Genomic DNA, 21,005 nt, shown 5'->3' with positions numbered 1-21,005 from the left:
TAAATGGCCGTCGACCGTGAGCGCGTCGCGGCGCTCGTTCGTGAACTTCTTGAAGCGATTGGCGAAGATCCTGATCGACCCGGGCTTCGCCAAACCCCTGAGCGGGTGGCCAGCGCGTACGCAGAGTTCTTCGCCGGGGTGGGTGAAGACCCAACTGAGCCCCTCGCGCACACCATCTCGGTGACGCAGGGACCTGCGCCTGAAACGTTGCCCTCAGGGGCGGTGATGGTGCGCGACATTCGATTTCGATCGATTTGCGAACACCACCTGCTGCCGTTTCGCGGACACGCTCATATTGCCTATCTGCCCGGGGAGCAGGTCGTTGGTCTGGGAGCTCTGCCCAAGGTCGTCGACGTGCTGGCATCGCGCCCACAGGTGCAAGAGCGTCTTGGTGAGCAGGTCGCTGATGCGATCGCGAGCTCACTCGACGCTCGCGGCGTGCTCGTAGTGCTCGAGGCGACTCACGAGTGCGTGACGATGCGCGGCGGACAGCAGTCTGATTCTTCGACGGTCACGATCGCCGCCCGTGATGAGTTGACGGATCCCATCGCCCGCGCAGAACTGATCGCGCTACTGCCTGCCCATGGTGTGGGCCGTGGGGGAGGGCACGCCGGATGACCCTTGTGATGGGCATCGTGAACGTGACTCCCGATTCGTTCAGCGACGGTGGGCGATTTCTCGCAACTGATGCAGCAATCGCACACGCCCTGCAGCTGCGAAGTGACGGCGCCGACATCATCGACATTGGCGGCGAATCCACGCGCCCGGGCGCGCAGCGGGTCGACCCCGGTGCTGAGCGCGACCGTGTGCTCCCCGTCATCGCAGGCCTTGCCGCAGCCGAAGTCGCCATCAGCATTGACACCATGAATGCATCCACCGCGCTCGCGGCGGTCAACGCGGGAGCGTGCATCGTCAACGATGTGTCGGGTGGCCTCGCCGATTCCGACATGCTCGATGCGCTCGCGCCCACCGGTGTGCATATCGCGCTGGGGCATTGGCGCGGCCCGTCCGCACACATGTACGCGCGAGCCACCTATGACGATGTGGCTGAAGACGTTGAGCGGGAACTTCGCGAACGAGTGGATGCTGCGCTCGCCGCGGGCTTTACTGCTGACCGAATCATCGTCGACCCGGGAATCGGGTTCGGCAAGGCAGGCGCTCAGAACTGGGCCACGTTGCGGGGCACCGAACGCCTCGCCACTACGGGGCAACGCGTGTTGATCGGCACTAGTCGCAAGCGCTTTCTCGCCGAAATGCTCGCCACAGATGCGATCGACGCCGACGAACAACGACGAGATCTGGCGACCGCTGCGACCAGCCTGCTCGCAGCGCAGGCGGGTGCCTGGGCGGTGCGCGTGCACAATGTCGGTGCGACGCGTGATGCTCTGAACGTGCTTCACCACTGGGAAGGACCAACCTCTTGACCGCGGCTACGCCCCTCGATGAGATCACGCTGACCGGTCTCAGTGTTTTCGGGTATCACGGCGTCTACGACAGCGAACGGCGGGAGGGTCAGAACTTTATCGTCGACCTGACGATGTACGTCGACACTCGCGCCGCGGCGGCCAGCGATGACGTGCGCGATACGGTGCACTACGGCGAGATTGCCCAACGGGTGGCAGCCATTGTTTCTGGCGAACCGGTCAATCTGCTCGAGGCGCTGGTCGAGCGCATTGCCTCTGATCTGTTGACGATTGAGAGCATCGCACGGGTACGCGTGACGGTGCACAAGCCCAACGCTCCTATTCCACTCTCTTTTGCCGATGTCTCAGTGTCGATCGAAAGGGCAAAGCCATGAGTCGTCGACTAGCCGAAGGCATAGGCGCCACGCCTGGGCGCGACGCGTATCCAACCATCACCGCTGTCGTCGCACTGGGCGCAAATCTCGGCGATCGCGACGATACGATGCGCACTGCGCTGGAAGACCTCGCTCGCCTGCCTCTGGTGTCGCACGTACATGCCTCAGCGCCGATCGAGTCGGTGGCGCTCAAGCTCGACGGGCCCGATGACGCAGCGCCGGCGTACCTCAACTCGGTGGCGCTGGTGCAGACACGTCTGGCGCCGACCGTGCTGTTGGCATACCTGCATGCGATCGAGAACCGTCACGGCCGTGAGCGGCGTGAACGCTGGGGTGATCGCACACTTGACCTCGATCTCATCGCGTATGGCGAGGTCACCAGTGATGATCCTGCGCTTGTGATTCCTCATCCACGGGCTGCGCAACGAGAGTTCGTGCTGGCGCCGTGGTTGGGGCTCGATCGCGATGCCGTGCTACCCGGGCACGGCCGAGTCGATGAAATCCTCAAGCAACTGAGGCAAGAAAAGTGAAGCGCACGAGTGTAGGAGTGCTACTGATCGCCGCAGGGGTTGGCGCCGTCGCGGGTTTTATCATTGACCAGCTATTGACCCTGTCTGGCAGGGCAACGTTCAGTCCCAGCGTGATGCTGCCCGTTCTTCTGGTGCTGCTCGGGGTGTTCGTCGTCGTGATGGCACTTCCCGTGGGCCGTGCGACGCGGGGCCTGCACGGCGCTCCGGTCAACCCATTCCGCGCGCTGAGGACGGCCATTCTCGCGAAGTCTTCGAGTATCGTTGGCGCTGCCGTAGCGGGTGTAGCCATCGGGTTGCTTGTCTTCTTGCTGACCCGGCCGGTGACCCCGTCGTTAGGATCAATGTCGGCGATCATCGCGACTCTCATCGGTGGTGGCGCTCTCGTAGCCGCGGGGCTGATCGCCGAACACCTGTGCACCATCCGGAAGGACGACGATGACGAACAACCCGGAGGAGACGACCCCGGACTCCGGCCTCGACTCCACGACCACTGAGTCCCTCGAAGCCGAAGCCGAAGCCGAAGCCGGTGCCGGTGCCGGTGCCGTGACCGTCAGCGACGAAGCGGCGACGTTCTCGAAACTGGTGGAGCCTCGCTCGGAACACCGGCTCGTGCTTGAAGCAGGCATCTGGCATCAGATTTCACCCAAGTACGTCATCGTGCAGCTGATCTCAAGCGGCACGGTTCTGCTTTTGGTGATCGTGGCCACGTTGTTGCTCGCCCTGCTGTGGAACCAGTGGTGGGCGTGGATTCCGGGCGGCATCATCACGTTCGTGATGGTCTGGTCGCTTGCCATCATGCCGCGGCAAGCGAGGGCCATCGGCTATCAGCTACGCGAAGATGATCTGGTCTTTCGGCGTGGAATTCTCTGGCAACGAATGGTCGCTGTTCCCTATGGGCGCATGCAGTTGGTTGACATCACCCACGGCCCGCTCGATCGCAAGTTCGGCATTGCGCAGCTGAAGTTCGTCACCGCGGCTGCAGCCACCGGCGTCGTGATTCCGGGCTTGTCGCAGGGCACTGCCGAGATGCTGCGCGACCACCTTGTTGCGGTCGCAGAGAGTCGCCGCACAGGCCTATGACCGATCCGAATGTGCCGGGTTCTGAACCGGCACCCCACGTGACGAGCGCACCGCCGCAAACGCTGGTGCGTTCGCCGCTCAGCGACGGCGAATGGCAGCGCATGCACCCGCTGAGCCCACTGCTTCGTGGCGGGTTGGTGTTGCTCGTCATCGTCGGCGTGGTGGTCGCGAACCTGCGCGATCGGCTGCTGGGTGTTGTGTTGCCGTGGCTCTCGTCTGACTTCGATCGCTACGACAACTACGACTCCTCGAACGACCCCATCGACTATGTGATCGCCCACAACCTGTACCTGGTCGCGATTCTCGTCGTGTTCGGCGTGATCGCACTGTTGATGCTGGGGTTTTATGTATCGTGGCGCTTCCACACCTTTCGTATCACCCACGACGACGTCGAGGTGCGCAGCGGCATCTTGTTCCGCACCCAAAGACGAGCGCCCCTTGACCGGGTGCAGGGCGTGAACCTCACTCGCCCGATGGTCGCAAGATTGTTCGGGCTCGCGAAGCTCGAGGTTGTCGGCGCGGGTATGGACTCGAACGTCAAGCTTGAGTACCTGTCGACCGTGAACGCGGAAACCGTGCGTGCCGATATCTTGCGCCTGGCCTCGGGCCAGCAGCTCGCTGAGACCGCTGAGGCGAGGGCGTCAGCATCCGGATCTCGAGTGTCTGCACTGAGCACGACGATGAGTCGCGAGATCACGAGCTTGATAGAGGGCCCAGAAGCCCCGGTCGCTGAGCCAGAGTCTGTCGTAGATATTCCTGTCGTGCGGATTGTCGTCTCTCACATGGTCAGCCCGTCCACGGTGTTCGTGTTGATCATGGGCGTCGCGATCGTCATCGGGGTTTCGCTCGGGTACACCTGGCTGCTGTTGGGCTTCATTCCCGCTTTCCTCGGTCTTGGTGCCTATTGGGTGAGTTCGATCTTGCGCTCGCTGCGCTACTCGATCGCGCCAACGCCCGATGGTGCACGAATCACGTTCGGGCTGCTCACCACCATCACCGAGACCATCCCGCCGGGCCGCGTGCACGCCCTTGAGGTAGCGCAGCCCATTCTTTGGCGACCGTTCGGGTGGTGGGCAGTGAAGCTCAATCGACTCAGTGGTCGCAGCGCCAGTGACACAACCACCGATCAGTTCACAACAGTGCTACCCGTCGGCACTGCGGCAGACGTGGAGCGGGTGCTGCGGTTGATGCAGCCCGCGGTACCCGAGATGGAGTGGCCGCTCATCGTGCAAGAGGGAATGTTCGGGCCACTTGAACACGACAGCTTCACGACCACTCCTAAACGCGCCTGGTGGATTCGTCCGCTGTCGTGGAAACGAAACGGCTTTCGGTTGACGGACGACCTGCTGCTCTTGCGCAGAGGAACTATTTGGCGCAATCTTTCAATTCTGCCGCTGGCGCGATTGCAGAGTTTCGCGCTTCACCAGGGGCCTTTTGACCGCAAGAGTCGCGTCGCGAGCGCCCACGCTCATGTCGTGACCGGTCCGGTGTCAGCGCACTTGGCAGCCGTTGATCGGGATGCTGCGCTGGCCATGCTCACCGATGTCGCCGCAGGGACTGTGCGCGCCGCGGCGAGCGATCATTCGCATCGTTGGGCGCACATCGAAGAGGCGAATCATTCAGATGACGCGGAAGGCCGTGATGATGCCATCGCCGTGATCGACGGCAAAAGCGGCGAACCCGAGACAGCGTGGCCAGCTCACCCGAAGGAAACCGAATGAAGCGTGAAGGTCGTCTAGGTGTAGGGATCATCGGTGCGGGAAAGGTCGGTCCGGTCGTTGGTGCAGCGCTCGCCGGCTCTGGGCATGCGCTCGTCGCCATCACTGCGGGCAGTGACCGCGACCGCGTCGAGGCAATCCTGCCGGGGTTGCCGGTCCTGGATGCGGCTGAAGTAGTTCGCCGCAGCGAACTCGTCGTCATCGCCGTTCCCCACGATCAGCTGCCAGACCTCGTCGCAGGACTGGCTGAGGTCGGCGCGTGGCAACCGGGTCAGTTGGTGCTGCACACCGACCCTGCGTACGGCACGAGCGTGCTGGCACCTGCGATGGCGAAGGGGGCGATTCCGCTCGCCGTTCACCCTGCGATCGCATTCACTGGAACATCGATGGACCTGAGGCTTCTCACCAATTCTTTCGCCGCAGTCACCGCCCCCGGACCGGTGTTGCCTATTGCACAAGCGCTCGCCGTCGAATTGGGCTGTGAGCCGGTCGTGATCACCGAAGAAGACCGTGCCGACTACGCAGAGGGCATCGCGACAGCGACGCAGTTCTCGCGGTCGATCGTGCAACAGTCCACGACGTTGCTCGCCAAGGTAGGTGTGCCGAACCCTGGTCTTTATTTATCGACACTGGTGCACTCGACGATCGATCACACTCTCGCCGAAGCAGGCGGCAACGACGGCTCCAGGATGACTGAGATGGATCTCGACTGACGTTGACGCCGTAAAGCCCTTTGGGTGTGGTCTTTACGCGGTGTCTCCGTTCGGTGCCTTGGCACGGCGCCGGACGCGGTGCCACCGATAGACTTGGGTGACTTTTGAGGAGCCATCTGCGATGACTGATACCAGCGCGCCCGCGCCGGCCGAGGACGAACCGACCGACGACGAGATTTTCGAGCAGAAGGCAGTTCGCCTCGCCAAGCGGGAGCGTCTGATTTCAGAGCGAGTGGATGCTGCTGGTGGCGCGTACCCTGTGAGCCTTCCCATCACCACGACCATCCCCGCGCTTCGTGCCGAGTACGGCGCGCTCGAAGCGGGAGATGAGACCGGGGTTATCGCAGGGGTGGCCGGCCGCATCGTGTTCAGCCGCAACACCGGCAAACTGTGTTTTGCGTCGTTGCAGTCGGGCGACGGAAGCCGCATCCAGGCGATGGTGTCGTTGGCATCTGTGGGCGAAGAGTCGCTGCAGGCGTGGAAAGAGATTGTCGACCTTGGCGATCACGTGTTCGTCTCGGGCGAGGTCATCTCAAGCCGCCGCGGTGAACTGTCGATCATGGTGACCGAATGGCAGATCGCGGCGAAAGCTGTGCTCCCGCTGCCGAACATGTATTCCGAGTTGAGCGACGAGGGTCGCGTGCGCAGTCGGTTCCTCGATCTCATCGTGCGCGATCAGGCACGTCAGACCGTTGTTGCCCGGTCGAAGGTCAACGCGAGCCTGCGCCAGACGTTCACCAACCACGACTTCATCGAAGTAGAGACGCCCATGCTGCAAGTGCAGCACGGCGGGGCATCCGCTCGTCCATTCATCACCAACTCAAATGCGTTCGACGCTGACCTTTACCTGCGCATCGCTCCCGAGCTTTACCTGAAGCGCGCCGTAGTCGGTGGCATCGATCGTGTCTATGAGATCAACCGCAACTTCCGCAACGAAGGCGCTGACTCAACACACAGCCCCGAGTTCGCGATGCTCGAAGCGTACGAGGCGTACAGCGATTACAACGGCATCGCCGATCTGACCCAGGAGCTCATCCAGAACGCGGCCGTCGCGGTCGCGGGATCGACCACCGTCACCTGGGCGGATGGCACCGAGTATGACCTTGGTGGCGAGTGGGATCGCATCTCAATGTATGGCTCGCTGTCAGAGGCTTGCGGTCGCACGATCACCCCCGAGACTCCATTCGATGAACTCACCGCGCTCGCCGAGGCAGAGGGTGTGGATGTTCCCGCGAAGGTAGCCACACACGGCAAGCTCGTGGAAGAGCTGTGGGAGCACTTCGTCAAGGGCGGGTTGACCCGACCGACATTTGTGATGGACTTTCCCGTCGACACCAGCCCGCTCGTGCGCGAACACCGCACCATCGCGGGCGTCGTAGAAAAGTGGGATCTGTATGTACGTGGATTCGAATTGGCCACCGGCTACTCCGAGCTCGTTGACCCGGTGATCCAGCGGGAGCGGTTCGTCGAACAAGCCAAGCTCGCAGCCCGTGGCGATGACGAAGCGATGCGAGTCGACGAAGAGTTCTTGCGCGCTCTCGAGCACGGAATGCCCCCGACTGGTGGGATGGGAATGGGTATCGATCGGCTGCTCATGGCGATCACCGGGCTGGGTATTCGAGAGACGATCCTCTTTCCGCTCGTCAAGTAGTCAGCTCGGTGGCGGGGTCGCGGTGAAGGCCCACTCGGGCAGATGCCCCGCTGCCACAAACGAAAGCACGATCTCAGACAGCCCGTGTTCGGGCTCGATCTCGCAGGCCATGCTCGCGTACACCTCAGCGTGCGATGATCGACCCAGCGCCCATGACAGCCATGCGCACATCGACAACGGTCCGGCGCGCATTTCCCGGGGCACCGCGGCGGCAATGCGGCGGCTGAGTTCGAGGCCAGCGTGGAGCCTGCCGGGATCGGGGCGCTCCCCCTCACCCCACATGCGCATGGCGAGGTCTGGTGGGTACTCTTCTCCTGTTTCCCATCGCAGCTGGGCATCCAAAGCCTCGTCGCCGTCGTCAAACTGTCCGCTCCACTGCACCAGCGCGACATCTCGCATGCTGGGGCGCGCCAGGCACCAGCCCACAAGGGCTACGTCGTACGGGGCCAGATCTGCGACATTCCACGTGAGCGACTCCTCGAACAGGGCGGGGATGTCGTCGAGGGTGTAGGCCGCGGCAATCGTCTGGGGGTTGATCCGCTGCCTTACCTCAGGCGCCGCATCACCGTCACACGTGCCACTGAGCAGTTCCACCAGATGCTTGAGCGACACAATTGCTTCTGCAACGTGCTCCCGTTGCACGGAATCCACCGGTGGCAACGCGGCCCCTGCTGTCTGGTTGCCGACCGGCGCCGGCCCTGTTTCAGCATCTGCATTCACATCTATCTCGGCAAGTGGGCGGCCTTCACCCGGGCACTCAATATCGAACAGCGACCCCCAGGCGTCTGGCGCGACGCAGATCATGTCGGTGACGTGCACTCCACAGGAGTCGGCACGACGCTCGAGCGCTCGCAAGAGATCTTGATGGGGCATCGCAGCGTCGGCGGCAAACGTCGAGTCGGTATAGGCGACTGCAGCGACGGCTGTTGCTGTCGGAAGGCGGCAGACCATGCCGATGACTGTCGAAGCGATGCGATCGATGGTGTCAGGGGGAGTATCGGGCGAAGCGCCGGGAAGATCGAATCGCATGGCGCCGAGGCTTCGGCCGCCCTCGAACGGCACCAGTACGAGACTTCGCGATGGGGTGAACCCGAGCAGATGAGGAACGAGAGACAGGAACTGTGCGGCATTCGCCGCCTTCACGATGGTGGTCATGCCCAAGACATTTGAGCATTCGGCGTGCGCGAAACGAGACAATTTTGCGCGGTAGGGGAGCACCCACAAAGAGCCGGGTGTTAGCGAGGGTCCAGCATGATCGCTCATCCGCGTATCCTGGAGGCATGGATAGCTACTGGGTCGCGGTTGTGTGGACGCTGTTGCCCACAGTCGTGGTCAGCATCATCTTCTTTCTGGTGATGCGAGGCGTGATCCGAATGGACCGCACCGAGCGTCGCGAGTACGCGAAGTTCGAGGCTGAGGAGCGTGCGCGCCGGGGACTGCCCGCGGCATCAGCATCCACCTCATCTGTCTCTTCAGATTGATGTCGTCCCGGCCCGCTACGCTGGGCTCACCCGTGGCGGGAAGGCCCAATAGATGACGATCGAGATCGACACCACCTGGTGGCTCGTATTTGTTTTCGTTTTCGATCTGATCGTACGAATTACTGCGATCATCGTCATTCCGCGCAATCGGCGCCCGACCGCGGCCATGGCGTGGCTGTTGGCGATCTACTTCATTCCCTTCGTCGGTGTGTTGCTGTTTTTGGTCATCGGAAACCCGAAGCTGCCGCGCAAGCGTCGACAGATGCAACGCAAGATCAACGACTACATCGAAGAGACCAGCCAATCGCTCGACTTCGGCACGCTCCGCCCTGGTGCACCTGAGTGGTTCACCTCGCTTGTCACGATGAACCGCAATCTCGGCGCACTGCCGCTCGCGGGCGACAATGGCGCACGGCTGATTTCTGACTATCAGCAGAGCCTCGACACGATGGCCGATGAGATCCGCAAGGCAGAGCGCTACGTGCACGTCGAGTTCTACATCTTGCAGTCCGATGTATCGACCGACAACTTCTTCAGCGCTCTTGAAGAGGTCGCCGCCCGTGGGGTGGTCGTTCGCGTTCTGCTGGACCATTGGGCAAACCGGGGCAAGCCGTACTACAAGAAGACACTCAAACGGCTCGACAAGATGGGCGCCCACTGGCATTTGATGCTTCCGGTACAGCCGCTGAAGGGCAAGTATCAGCGCCCCGATCTGCGCAACCACCGCAAGCTGCTCGTCGTTGATGGCCTTGTAGCGTTCATGGGCTCGCAGAACGCGACTGATTCGACCTACAACTTGAAGAAGAACATCAAGCGCGGTCTGCACTGGGTTGACATGATGGTGCGCTTCGATGGACCCGTGGTCGCATCGGTGAACGCCGTATTCCTCAGCGACTGGTATAGCGAGACTGAAGAGATTCTCACCGACGAGATCGATCTGCTCCGCGTCGCGTCGGGCACCGGTGACTTGGACTGCCAAGTCATCCCGTCTGGCCCGGGATTCGAGTTTCAGAACAACCTCAAGCTGTTTGCGGGCCTGCTCTACGCCGCACAGCACAAGATCATTATCGTCAGCCCCTACTTCGTGCCCGACGAGGCACTTCTGATGGCGGTCAATTCGGCGTGCCAACGAGGTATTCATGTGGAGCTCTTCGTCTCAGAAGAAGGCGACCAAGCGCTGGTCTACCACGCCCAACGCAGCTATTACGAGGCTCTGTTGCGCGCGGGCGTGAAGATCTGGATGTACAAGCGCCCGTTCATTCTGCACTCGAAATCGATGACCATTGACGATGAGGTCTCAATCCTCGGGTCGAGCAATATGGACATGCGCTCCTTCGGTCTCAACATGGAGATCTCAATGCTGGTGCGAGGTGCCGAGTTCACCGAACAGATGCGTGAGACCGAAGACATGTACCGGGAATCATCACGTGAACTCACGCTTGAAGAGTGGCTGAAGCAACCGCTGCGCTCGACGGTGCTCGACAACCTCGCAAGGTTGACTTCCGCCCTGCAGTAACAGTTGTGAGACGTTCGCGTTGAGCGAGACACTTGAGGAGTGGATGCTGCGCCGCATCCGCTCTTGCTAAGAAAGGTGACGCTCGTGGGGGTTCGCTCGATAGGGATTGGGCTGGTTGTGCTTTTGGGGAGCATGCTGGTCGGCTGTTCGGTATCTTCGGCAGGTGACGCTCCCACTCAGTCGCCGGTCGAGGAGTCCGCTGATGTCGCCGAAGTTGAGGCCGCATGGCTCGAGGGCGGGGCGATGATCGGTGTGGTCACTCTGGGGAGCTCAAGCTGTGTACCGACTGCGACAGAAGTCTCGGTGAGCGGCCAAGTGCTCACTGTCGAGCTTGCTGAGCTCGGCGACATCTGCACGCGCGACCTGGTTCCGCGTGCGACCGGAGTGGGTGTTCCCGAAGGCCTTGACACGGCTCAAGATGTCACCGTGATCACGACAGGAGCGGTCGAGGGCGAAGCGTTGCTTGCTGGCGTACCCGGCCTTGTTTCCGGGGATAGCTCAATGGAAGTCCTGCCCAGCGCTGGCTGGACCGGCGCCGACGGTCAGTTCGTGATTTTGACCTGGGGGTCATCTTCGTGCTTGCCGATGATCGAAAGCTCAGAGGCCACTGGCCCGGCTGAGGTCACCGTCACGTTCGCAACGCCGGATGCTGATCAGGTATGCACGCTTGATATGGCGCCGCAGACCACCGTCGCGTGGGTGACAGAACTTGAGGAAGACGCCGACGTCGAAGCTGTGCTCACTGGCTTCGACTTCGATGGTGTGCGGGTGCCCATCATCGGCGTCAACTAGCTCCGAGTTTCGCCCCGACGGATTCGCGCTGTTCGGGATTGTTCGGATTAGGCAATAACACCCGCAGTATTACGAGGCGGAGCCTCATACGGGCAGTTTTTGGCGGTGAGCGGTGTCGCGGCTCGGTTACGATTTTAGCTGTTGAGGGCACTCTGGGGAGAGTGGCTCGGGGAGCTAACCCGCAACGTTGGTTGTCGGCGTTGGGTGGTGAATGTGCACAATTCGCCTCCAACGCCGGCGCCGTTTTTCTTTCTCCTACGGCTTGTCTCGCGTTGCAGCGATTCCGCAGGACTCATTGGGACCTAGTCAACGCGCACCCATGTGAGCGTCATACTGAGCTCTGCCAGTATTTCCGCGTTTGCAGTTCGCGCCGCTCGATATGCCGACGCACGTCGCGCGTCAACCGCCGGTCAGCGCGTATGCCCATGGCGAACACGGGCATACCGTTCGCGCGCTCTGGTTACCCTCGATGTAAGGCACTCAGTGGTCGACCGACCCAGGTACCCCGGAGGAAGCGATGTTCGAGAGATTTACCGACCGTGCACGTCGTGTGGTTGTGCTCGCCCAAGAAGAGGCGAAGATGCTCAACCACAACTACATCGGCACTGAGCACATCCTGCTCGGTCTCATTCACGAGGGTGAGGGCGTTGCTGCGAAGGCGCTCGAGAGCCTCGGTATCTCGCTCGACGCTGTGCGCGAGCAGGTGCAAGACATCATCGGTCAGGGGCAGCAGCAGCCGACCGGCCACATTCCGTTTACGCCGCGTGCCAAGAAGGTGCTTGAGCTGAGTCTGCGCGAAGCGCTGCAGCTCGGTCACAACTACATCGGTACAGAGCACATCCTGCTCGGCCTCATCCGCGAGGGTGAGGGCGTTGCCGCGCAGGTGCTCGTCAAGCTCGGCGCAGACCTCAATAAGGTGCGCCAGCAGGTCATCCAGTTGCTCAGCGGATACCAGGGCAAAGAGCCCGCAGGTGTTGCCGCTGGTGCAGGGGAGCAGCCCGCATCTGCACAGGGCGGCTCGGCGGTGCTTGATCAGTTCGGTCGCAACCTCACCCAGGCTGCGCGCGACAACAAGCTCGATCCGGTCATCGGTCGCGAGAAAGAGATCGAGCGGGTCATGCAGATCCTCTCGCGTCGCTCGAAGAACAACCCCGTTCTCATTGGTGAGCCCGGCGTCGGCAAGACAGCCGTCGTCGAGGGTCTTGCTCAGGCGATCGTGAAGAACGACGTTCCTGAGACCCTCAAAGATAAGCAGGTCTACTCGCTCGACCTCGGCTCGCTGATCGCCGGCTCTCGTTACCGCGGTGACTTCGAAGAGCGACTCAAGAAGGTCACGAAAGAGATCCGCACGCGCGGCGACATCATCGTCTTCATCGACGAGATCCACACCTTGGTGGGCGCCGGCGCAGCCGAAGGTGCGATTGACGCAGCATCCATTCTGAAGCCCCTTCTTGCTCGCGGTGAGCTTCAGACCATTGGCGCCACGACTCTCGATGAGTACCGCAAGCATTTCGAGAAGGATGCTGCCCTCGAGCGCCGCTTCCAGCCGATTCAGGTCGCTGAGCCGAGCCTTCCTCACTCGATCAATATCCTCAAGGGATTGCGCGATCGCTACGAGGCACACCACAAGGTTCAGATCACCGACGGCGCTATCGTCGCGGCAGCTAACTTGGCTGATCGCTATATCGCTGACCGCTTCTTGCCAGACAAGGCCATCGACCTGATCGACGAAGCTGGCGCTCGCCTGCGCTTGTCGATCCTGTCGAGCCCGCCTGAACTGCGCGAGTTCGACGACAAGATCGCTCGCGTTCGTGCCGACAAAGAGATCGCCTCAGAAGAGCAGGACTTTGAAAAGGCCGCGTCATTGCGCGACGAAGAGAAATCTCTTCTCGCGGAGCGTCTGCGACTCGAGAAGCAGTGGCGCTCGGGTGACGTTGCAAGCCACGCGGTGGTCGACGAGGGTCTGATCGCCGAGGTGCTCGCCCAGGCGACCGGCATTCCGGTGTTCAAGCTCACCGAAGAAGAGTCCAGCCGCCTGGTCTTCATGGAGAAGGCGCTGCACCAGCGCGTCATCGGCCAAGAAGAAGCTATCGCCGCGCTGGCAAAGACGATTCGACGTCAGCGTGCTGGGCTCAAGGACCCCAAGCGCCCCAGCGGCTCGTTCATCTTTGCTGGTCCGACGGGTGTGGGAAAGACCGAGCTCGCGAAGGCTCTCGCAGAGTTCCTCTTCGACGACGAGTCGGCTTTGATCTCGCTCGACATGAGTGAGTTCGGCGAGAAGCACACCGTGTCTCGTCTGTTCGGTGCCCCTCCCGGATTCGTCGGCTTCGAAGAAGGCGGACAGCTCACCGAGAAGGTGCGTCGCAAGCCGTTCTCGGTGGTGCTGTTCGACGAGATTGAGAAGGCCCACCCCGACATCTTCAACTCGCTGTTGCAGATTCTCGAAGAAGGTCGTCTTACCGACGGCCAGGGCCGTGTCATCGACTTCAAGAACACCGTGATCATCATGACGACGAACCTCGGCTCGTCGGCGATCGCGGGTGGGCCGGTCGGCTTCCAGGTCGAGGGCAACTCCGCGACGACGTACGAGCGCATGAAGGGCAAGGTTGATGAAGAGCTCAAGCGCCACTTCAAGCCCGAGTTCCTCAACCGCGTCGACGACGTCATCGTGTTCCCGCAGCTATCGAAGGAAGAGCTGGTGCAGATCGTCGATCTGTTCACCAAGCGCCTCAGCGAGCGACTGCTTGATCGCGACATGACGGTGGAGCTGTCGCAGAGTGCGAAGGAACGGCTCATTGAGATCGGCTTCGACCCGACTCTCGGTGCACGACCGCTGCGTCGCGCTATGCAGCGCGAGGTCGAAGACGCACTTAGTGAACAGATTCTGCACGGCACGCTCAACGCGGGCGACCACGTAAAGGTGGACTTTGCCGACGGAAAGTTTGGGTTTGAGACGGCACCGCGCGGCGAGAAGGTGGCTGTCGGTGAAGTCACCCAAGGTGAGATCGCTTCGACGCCATACCTTGCGGCAACCAGCGACTGATCGCACACCATAGCGAAGGGCGGGTGCTTCCGAAAGGGAGCATTCGCCCTTCGCGTTGTGGGCCGTAGGCTTGAGCGGTGAGTACTTTCACCGTCAGACCGGCCGCGACGCGAGACGTTCGGGCAATCCAGTCACTGCTGGAGCCGTACGTGCAGCGACGCATTCTGCTGGGCAAAGACCTCGTGGTGCTCTATGAATCGACCCAGCAGTTCGTGGTTGCCGAGGCGGAAGACGGCACGATAATCGGCTGTGGTGCGCTCCATGTGATGTGGGAAGACCTCGGCGAGGTTCGCACGCTCATCGTTTCAGATGAGTGGCTGCATCGCGGTGTGGGCCGCCGCGTCGTGGCAGCTTTGGAAGACAACGCGCGTGCCCTCGGAATCTCGCGACTGTTCTGCCTGACCTTCGAAGTGGCCTTTTTTGAACGGCGCGGCTTTGCGACTATCGGCGAACAAGTTGTCGACCCCGACGTGTACTCCCAACTGGTTCGCAGCCCCGACGAAGGTATCGCCGAGTTTCTCGATTTGGCACACGTCAAGCCGAACACTTTGGGTAACACTCGCATGCTGAAGAGCCTCTGAGGGGCGAGTCACACCAAAGACTCGGCAAGGCCCGCCTACCCTGGAAGGCATGACCGGCCAGGAACGTCGCAGAAAGCATTCCCCCGCCGTCTACCGACGCCGGCGCATCGTGGTGCTCCTCGCGATTATCGCGATTGCGGGATCTGTGTGGCTTCTCATCGCGCAGCCATGGCAGAGCTGGGGTGTTGAACCCGAACCCACCGCGGGAGCGACTGAGCCCGTTGCGCAATCGACAGCATCCGAGCTTCCGGCTGCCGGATCGACCGCCGCGGCGACACCAGCAGCAACCGCGCAGCCTACGAGCGACGTGCCCACCGCCTCACCCGACGCGACACCTGTAGTGACCCCCTGCGTCGAGAGCGCAATCACGGTCATTCCGGCAACGGACCAGAGCAGCTACGCCGCTGACGAAAACCCGCAGTTCTCGATCACCCTGACCAATGACGGCGAAACTGACTGCAGTCTCAATGTGGGTACGAGCACCCAGAAGTTTGAGGTATCGAGCGGCAGCGATGTGTGGTGGCGATCAACCGACTGCCAGAGCGAACCGAGTGACATGGTCGTCATGCTCGCAGCTGGCCAGACTGTCTCAAGCGCAGCGCCGCTGGAATGGGACCGAACTCGTTCGTCGGTCGGCACGTGCGACGACGACACTCGATCACGAGCAGCCGGCGGCGGGGCCACTTATCACCTGTCGGTAGAGATCGGCGGCATCCCGTCGTTTGAAACCGCGTCATTCCAGCTCTACTGACCGGCGAGCGAGGGCACGGTCTGCTGGCCGCGACTACGCTGGTGGGGTGGCAGGCAAGAAGCGATCGAAGAAGCAAGAGCCCCTCGAGTTTCGAAATCCGCAACTGAGCGACGCATTGCAGACCGGCGACATGGCTGCGGTTGCGTTCGCGCTGCGGCACGGACCGACGGTTGCGCCGCTCATGCGCGCGGGCCAGCGTGACAACCCGCTCGACTCGGGTGAGGTGTGGACCTATCGCGATCCGAAGACAGGCGACGTCGCGTTGTTGCTCTTCAGTGACGCTGCGAATAAGCCAGAGAGCTTGCCACCGGGTGTCGCCTTGCAATCACCCGCATGGCTTCACGCGTTTCTCGAGGTGCACGGTGACGAGATCACGACGGTGTTTTTCGATATCGCAGGCCCCCACGCGATGCAGGCAACTCCGTCTGACTTGATCGCGGCGCTCGACGCGTAGTCGCTTTCCTTAGAACTGGGGAACGTCGTCGCCCGGGCGCCCTTTGGAGCGAGCTCGCACGTCATCGAGCGCGCCGCGTAGCCGCGACGAGCGGCTGTCGATCAGGTCGCGATACCCCAAGCGAGCGGCTTCGGTGCGCCGCTGGGCGGCCTGCGTGACCGGACGAATCTCGCCCGCGAGGCTCAGTTCACCGATGGCGGCAATGTGTTTGGGGATCGCTTCGTTGCGCACTGCTCCGGCCACGGCGAGCGCGATCGCGAGGTCGGCGGCGGGTTCGGTGAACTTCACGCCTCCGACCGTTGATACATAAACATCTTGATTCGAGGTGACGATGCCGGCCTTCTTCTCAAGCACGGCAAGCACCATCGCCACTCGGGCAGAGTCGACCCCGTTCACGATGCGACGCGGGTTTGGCGCATTCGTCGCGATAGTGAGTGCCTGCACCTCGACCGGCAGTGCCCGTCGTCCTTCAAGCGCGATGGCGACGCAGGTACCCGGCTCGGTGCTGCCATGGCCGAGGAAGAGCGCGCTCGGGTCAGGAACCTCAGCAATTCCTGCGCCGGTCATGTCGAAACATCCCACCTCGTCGGTGGGGCCGAAGCGGTTCTTCAGCGCTCGCACGAAACGCAGCGACGTCTGTCGGTCGCCCTCAAAGTGACAGACCACATCAACGAGGTGTTCGAGAATGCGCGGGCCAGCGATTGACCCATCCTTCGTCACGTGCCCGACGATGATGGTGGGGAGGTCGCGGTCTTTCGCGGTGCGGATGAGCGTCGCTGCAACCTCACGCACTTGCGACGGATGACCAGCCATGCCGTCAGACATGGATGACGAAACGGTCTGCACCGAATCGACGATCAGCAGGTCAGGTTTCACCTCGTCGACGTGTCCGAGAATCGTGGCGAGGTCGGTCTCGCTGGCGAGATAAAGACTGTCGTGCAGAGCCCCGGTGCGCTCAGCACGCAGGCGCACCTGGCCGGTGGACTCTTCAGCACTCGCGTACAGCACCCGCCGCCCCGACTGAGCAGCCTTCGCAGCTACTTCGAGAAGCAGCGTCGACTTGCCCACCCCGGGCTCGCCAGACAGCAGAATTGCGGCGCCTGGCACTAGGCCCCCACCAAGAACGCGGTCGAATTCGCCCACTCCGGTGCTGCGCCGCGGCGTATCGGTGGTGTCAATCGCGGTGATCGGCCGGGCCGCTCGTGATGCGCCGGGCGCAACTGCAGTGACTGACTTTAGAATTCCGGTTTGCTCGGCGCTTTCGACCACCGTTCCCCACTGCTGGCATTCGCCGCAGCGGCCGACCCACTTGTGGGCAGTCCAACCGCACTCCGTACAGCGGTACGCCGCAGTGGTGATGGATTTGCGGGTCGCCATGAGATCAGCGTACGGGCCGGGTACGACACTCGCCGCCCGCCGTAGGCATCAATGGCTCACACTGGAAAGATGACAGACCGATCGCCGAGCAAACCCGATACGTGGCCGCGGCGAATTGCGCGCTGGCTTCTCGGCGCGTTCTTGGTGTTCGCAGGCACTTCGCATCTGACCTTTTCACGTGAGGACTTTCGCGCGCAGGTACCGCCCTGGTTACCGCTCGATGTTGATTTCGTCGTCATCGCTTCGGGAATAGTCGAGATCGCTCTCGGCCTCGCGTTGCTGTTCTTAGGGCGCTGGCGTGTGCCGATCGGATGGATTGTCGCGGCTTTCTTCGTCGCCGTATTCCCCGGCAATATCGCGCAGTTCGTCGAGGGCCGCGATGCGTTCGGCCTTGACTCCGACCTTGCTCGCGGATTGAGGTTGCTGTTTCAGCCACTGCTCGTGCTGTGGGCCCTATGGGCGACCGGCGCGTGGGCCACGTGGCGGGCGCGGCGAAACCGCTGACCGCCAGGATTGAGTGAGCGGACGCCGCCGCTGGCAGCATCCGCTCAGTCATCCCCCAGAGACGGGTTAGGAACGCAAGGAATTCACGACCTTGGTGAGCTCCTGTGCGGAATGTAGGAGCAGCTCGTGCTCTTTGGGGGAGAACGGTGTCTGGGGGATCGGGACGGCTCCCTTGGCGCTGACGATGGAGGGGACCGAGAGGGCAACTCCGTCGACGCCTTGGAAGTCTTTCAACACCGGCGAGACGGGAAGCACGGCGTGCTCGTCGTTCAGGATGGCTTCAATGATGCGCGCACTTGACAGGCCGATTGCGTAGTTCGTTGCGCCCTTGCCCTGAATGACCTTGTAGGCAGCATCGCGCACATCAATTGCGATCTGGTCAAGTTCTTCGACCGTCATCCGGTCACCAGCTGGGGTGACCCAGTCGAGAATGGGGACCGTGCCGATGGTCGCGGCCGACCAGATCGGAAACTCGGTGTCGCCGTGCTCGCCGACGATGTACGCGTGCACGCTTGAGGTAGCAACTCCGGCTCGTTGCGCAAGCTTCCAGCGCAGGCGCGAGGTGTCGAGAACGGTGCCAGAGGCGAAGATGCGCTCGGGCGGCAGACCGGTTTCTTGCTGTGACAGCACCGTCAGTACATCGCACGGATTGGTCACGATCACATAGACAGCGTTAGGCGCGACCGACAGCAGCTGCGGCATCATCTTGCGCATGATGCCCGCGTTGACGCCCGCCAGTTCGATGCGCGTCTGACCGGGGTTCTGCTTTGCGCCGGCGGTGATCACCACGACGTGTGAACCCTCGGCGACCGAGATATCGCTCCCGCCAGTAATGCTGCTGGTTCCCGTGAACTGGGTGCCATGTGCGAGGTCAAGCACTTCGGCTTCGACCTTCTCGGTGGCGATGTCGTAGAGCGCGACGTGGCGCGCGGAGCCTCGGATGAGTGCTGCGTACGCGACGCTGGAGCCGACGCTGCCGGCGCCTACAACGGTGACTTTGGAGTTCTCAATAACGGCCATGCGTACAGTCTGGCAGTGGCGGTTGAATCTGCGCCAGGACTAAAGGCCCGTCTGTCACGTGTCATGGTGAATCTGGGTATTTCGGATGCCGAAAAACGACACCAGACCACCCGCGAACATGAAGATTGCCGTCGCGATGGCTGCACGATGGAAGCCGTCGAGATCGAGCGCGCCGCCGACGATGGTGGCGAGCAGGGCGAGCGTCACGAGTCCGGCGACGCGTGAAACGGCGTTGTTGACAGCAGAGGCTATGCCCGAGCGTGCGATGTCAATCGAACCGAGAATCGTGGCGGTCAGCGGGGCCACCATAAGCGCGAGTCCGAATCCGCTCAGCAGCATGCTCGGCAGTACTTGCCACCAATAGGAGAAATCGAGCGAGACAGTGAGCAGCAGCAGGGCGCCGGCTCCCATCAAGATCGGCCCGATGGTCATGAACAGTCGAGGGCCGATACGTGCCGCGACCGCGCCGACGCGAGAGCTCAGCAGGATCAGCAGCACGGTAGCGGGAAGGCTCGCCAGCCCTGCCAACGTCGCCGAGAGCCCTGCGCTCTGCTGCAGATAGACCGCCACGACGAAACCGTTGAGTGCGAGGGCGCCATAGATGAAGAAGGTCGCCACGTTGCCGGTCCAGAAGTTGCGCACCGTGAATAGATCGAGCGGCAAAATCGGATTGCGCACGCGTCGCTGCCGAAGGATGAAGAGTGTGAACAGGATGCTGCCGCCGACCAGTGGCATCCAGATCGCCGCAGATTGCCATCCCAGGTGCGGCTGCTCGATGAGCGCGAAGACCATCGTGCCGAGGCCCACGGTGCAAAGCACTGCGCCAAGCCAATCGACCGATGCGTCGGTGCGCCGTACGTCGCGCACGCGGGTGCGGGTGAGCAGCCAAAGGGTGATCGCGATCGGCACCACGTTGATGAGGAACGCGAGTCGCCATGACACAAGGTCAACGAAGACTCCACCGATAACGGGGCCGACGATCATCGCGCTGGTGGTCATGGCCGTCCACACGCCGATCGCGCGCCCCTGGGCAACGCCTCGAAAGGTTGAGGTGATGAGAGCCAGGGAACTGGGAACAAGCAACGCGCCTGCTGCGCCTTGAAGAGCGCGTGCAACGACGAGAAGTTCCGCCGTCGGGGCTATGGCGATGGCGATGGATGCTGCGCCGAAACCGATCAGCCCGAGGCGCAGCACCAACACACGTCCGTAGGCATCACTAATTGAGCCGGCAATCAGGATCAGCGCGCCGAGGGTAATCAGATATGCATCGACTACCCACTGTTGTGTCGCCAAACCGCCGCCAAGTTCGTCACGGATCGCGGGCAGCGCGACGTTGACCACCGTCCCATCGAGGAACGCGACGAATGACGCGAGCACCGCGATGATGAGGATGACGCGCTGGTCTCGCGTCATTCGCCCAGCGGGACTGTCGCCGAGCGGCTCACCTCGCGTGGCACTCATGTTGACACCGTATTGGGTGGGCGTGCAGACCAGGGTGATCGGGCTGAATTGTGCCCTAGCTGACCCGATTCGCGGCATCCGGATCCGTATCGTAAACTGATCGATGGTGACGTGTCCGAGCGGCCGAAGGTGCAACACTCGAAATGTTGTGTAGGTTCACCCCTACCGTGGGTTCAAATCCCACCGTCACCGCCATTTAAAACCCCCGCAGTTCCCTTGTAAACACTGGGATCGCGGGGGTTTTTGCTTTTCCTCCTCGCCGATCTGACCGCGATCTGACCGGACTTGGCCAGCGAGGCGTACCTGCGTCGTAGGCGAAGCGGTCGCAGGCCGCCGGACGCCGCCATATCAGCGTGTCGCACCGGTTGGCCCCGACGGGGTGTTGTGATGACCGGCTTCTGTGAGTGTGCCCCGCGGCGAGCTTGTGCGATCGAGCGCGTCACCAGTGAGTCAGAAGGAGTTTCTCAGTCGGCGATGTTTCGCAGAGCTAACGTGCCGCGTTGCAACATGGTGTGAACGAAAGCAGCAGAGACGG

At 62.1% G+C, this 21,005-nt stretch carries 21 protein-coding genes and 1 tRNA gene; 18 read left to right on the top strand and 4 right to left on the bottom strand.

All coding sequences use genetic code 11. From position 1 onward, the window contains the following. The first annotated feature begins 3 nt into the window (after positions 1-3). From folE to lysS, 9 genes are all read left to right on the top strand, one after another. Positions 4-618 (top strand): GTP cyclohydrolase I, encoded by a 615-nt coding sequence (folE, locus tag AB0O81_RS07290; protein ID WP_363582760.1) that lies wholly within the window; start codon positions 4-6, stop codon positions 616-618. Further along, positions 615-1,424, top strand: coding sequence for a dihydropteroate synthase (gene folP, locus AB0O81_RS07285; protein ID WP_363582758.1), 810 nt, complete (start codon positions 615-617; stop codon positions 1,422-1,424). The genes folE and folP overlap by 4 nt, the downstream gene beginning before the upstream one ends. Then, the gene (gene folB / locus AB0O81_RS07280; RefSeq protein WP_363582756.1) at positions 1,421-1,798 is read left to right on the top strand and encodes a dihydroneopterin aldolase; all 378 of its coding nucleotides are present in this window, start codon (positions 1,421-1,423) and stop codon (positions 1,796-1,798) included. The genes folP and folB overlap by 4 nt, the downstream gene beginning before the upstream one ends. Beyond that, positions 1,795-2,328, top strand: a complete 534-nt coding sequence (gene folK / locus AB0O81_RS07275) for a 2-amino-4-hydroxy-6-hydroxymethyldihydropteridine diphosphokinase (RefSeq protein WP_363582754.1) — start codon at positions 1,795-1,797, stop codon at positions 2,326-2,328. Before folB ends, folK begins: the two co-directional genes overlap by 4 nt. Continuing rightward, on the top strand, positions 2,325-2,822 hold the full coding sequence (locus tag AB0O81_RS07270; protein WP_363582752.1) for a DUF3180 domain-containing protein: 498 nt from the start codon (positions 2,325-2,327) through the stop codon (positions 2,820-2,822). The genes folK and AB0O81_RS07270 overlap by 4 nt, the downstream gene beginning before the upstream one ends. After that, a complete protein-coding gene (locus AB0O81_RS07265; RefSeq protein ID WP_363582750.1) occupies positions 2,764-3,408 on the top strand; it encodes a PH domain-containing protein in 645 nt (214 codons plus the stop codon). Before AB0O81_RS07270 ends, AB0O81_RS07265 begins: the two co-directional genes overlap by 59 nt. After that, complete coding sequence (locus AB0O81_RS07260; protein WP_363582748.1) at positions 3,405-5,129, top strand: PH domain-containing protein; 1,725 nt, start codon at positions 3,405-3,407, stop codon at positions 5,127-5,129. Before AB0O81_RS07265 ends, AB0O81_RS07260 begins: the two co-directional genes overlap by 4 nt. Then, positions 5,126-5,839 (top strand): DUF2520 domain-containing protein, encoded by a 714-nt coding sequence (locus AB0O81_RS07255; protein WP_363582746.1) that lies wholly within the window; start codon positions 5,126-5,128, stop codon positions 5,837-5,839. The genes AB0O81_RS07260 and AB0O81_RS07255 overlap by 4 nt, the downstream gene beginning before the upstream one ends. A 121-nt stretch (positions 5,840-5,960) precedes the next feature. Next, positions 5,961-7,490, top strand: coding sequence for a lysine--tRNA ligase (gene lysS, locus AB0O81_RS07250; protein ID WP_363582744.1), 1,530 nt, complete (start codon positions 5,961-5,963; stop codon positions 7,488-7,490). Here lysS and AB0O81_RS07245 read toward each other — a convergent pair whose 3' ends face one another. Beyond that, positions 7,491-8,645, bottom strand: a complete 1,155-nt coding sequence (locus tag AB0O81_RS07245) for a DUF4192 family protein (RefSeq protein ID WP_363582742.1) — start codon at positions 8,643-8,645, stop codon at positions 7,491-7,493. It lies immediately after the preceding gene. A 125-nt stretch (positions 8,646-8,770) separates the two neighbouring features. Between AB0O81_RS07245 and AB0O81_RS07240 the strand changes: the two genes are divergently transcribed. From AB0O81_RS07240 to AB0O81_RS07210, 7 genes are all read left to right on the top strand, one after another. Beyond that, a complete protein-coding gene (locus AB0O81_RS07240) occupies positions 8,771-8,971 on the top strand; it encodes a hypothetical protein (protein ID WP_363582740.1) in 201 nt (66 codons plus the stop codon). A gap of 52 nt (positions 8,972-9,023) precedes the next feature. Continuing rightward, positions 9,024-10,487 (top strand): cardiolipin synthase, encoded by a 1,464-nt coding sequence (gene cls / locus AB0O81_RS07235; protein ID WP_363582738.1) that lies wholly within the window; start codon positions 9,024-9,026, stop codon positions 10,485-10,487. 39 nt (positions 10,488-10,526) lie between these two features. Further along, complete coding sequence (locus tag AB0O81_RS07230) at positions 10,527-11,279, top strand: hypothetical protein (protein ID WP_363582736.1); 753 nt, start codon at positions 10,527-10,529, stop codon at positions 11,277-11,279. Positions 11,280-11,796: 517 nt separating this feature from the next. Beyond that, on the top strand, positions 11,797-14,322 hold the full coding sequence (locus AB0O81_RS07225) for an ATP-dependent Clp protease ATP-binding subunit (RefSeq protein ID WP_363582734.1): 2,526 nt from the start codon (positions 11,797-11,799) through the stop codon (positions 14,320-14,322). 77 nt (positions 14,323-14,399) lie between these two features. Beyond that, on the top strand, positions 14,400-14,903 hold the full coding sequence (locus AB0O81_RS07220) for an amino-acid N-acetyltransferase (protein ID WP_363582732.1): 504 nt from the start codon (positions 14,400-14,402) through the stop codon (positions 14,901-14,903). Between the two features lie 49 nt (positions 14,904-14,952). Further along, positions 14,953-15,654, top strand: a complete 702-nt coding sequence (locus tag AB0O81_RS07215; RefSeq protein WP_363582730.1) for a hypothetical protein — start codon at positions 14,953-14,955, stop codon at positions 15,652-15,654. Positions 15,655-15,700: 46 nt separating this feature from the next. Beyond that, positions 15,701-16,108, top strand: coding sequence for a dehydrogenase (locus tag AB0O81_RS07210; protein WP_363582728.1), 408 nt, complete (start codon positions 15,701-15,703; stop codon positions 16,106-16,108). Positions 16,109-16,117: 9 nt separating this feature from the next. Here AB0O81_RS07210 and radA read toward each other — a convergent pair whose 3' ends face one another. Then, on the bottom strand, positions 16,118-17,485 hold the full coding sequence (radA, locus tag AB0O81_RS07205) for a DNA repair protein RadA (protein WP_363582726.1): 1,368 nt from the start codon (positions 17,483-17,485) through the stop codon (positions 16,118-16,120). A 69-nt stretch (positions 17,486-17,554) separates the two neighbouring features. On the opposite strand from radA, the gene AB0O81_RS07200 reads away from it, so the two are divergent. Further along, complete coding sequence (locus tag AB0O81_RS07200; RefSeq protein ID WP_363582724.1) at positions 17,555-17,989, top strand: hypothetical protein; 435 nt, start codon at positions 17,555-17,557, stop codon at positions 17,987-17,989. Positions 17,990-18,055: 66 nt separating this feature from the next. Here the strand turns inward: AB0O81_RS07200 and AB0O81_RS07195 are convergent, their stop codons facing one another. Further along, positions 18,056-19,009: an L-lactate dehydrogenase gene (locus AB0O81_RS07195; protein ID WP_363582722.1), complete on the bottom strand. Its 954-nt coding sequence runs from the start codon at positions 19,007-19,009 to the stop codon at positions 18,056-18,058. A 54-nt stretch (positions 19,010-19,063) separates the two neighbouring features. Then, positions 19,064-20,470 (bottom strand): MFS transporter, encoded by a 1,407-nt coding sequence (locus AB0O81_RS07190; protein ID WP_363582720.1) that lies wholly within the window; start codon positions 20,468-20,470, stop codon positions 19,064-19,066. Between the two features lie 105 nt (positions 20,471-20,575). On the opposite strand from AB0O81_RS07190, the gene AB0O81_RS07185 reads away from it, so the two are divergent. Next, positions 20,576-20,665, top strand: a tRNA-Ser gene (locus AB0O81_RS07185). The last annotated feature ends 340 nt before the right edge of the window (positions 20,666-21,005 follow it).

Origin of the sequence: Microbacterium sp. NPDC076911, from assembly GCF_040687125.1 — a bacterium.
Lineage (GTDB): Bacteria > Actinomycetota > Actinomycetes > Actinomycetales > Microbacteriaceae > Microbacterium.
The sequence above is the reverse complement of the archived record's forward strand: the minus strand, read 5'-3'. Positions and strand labels throughout refer to the sequence as shown.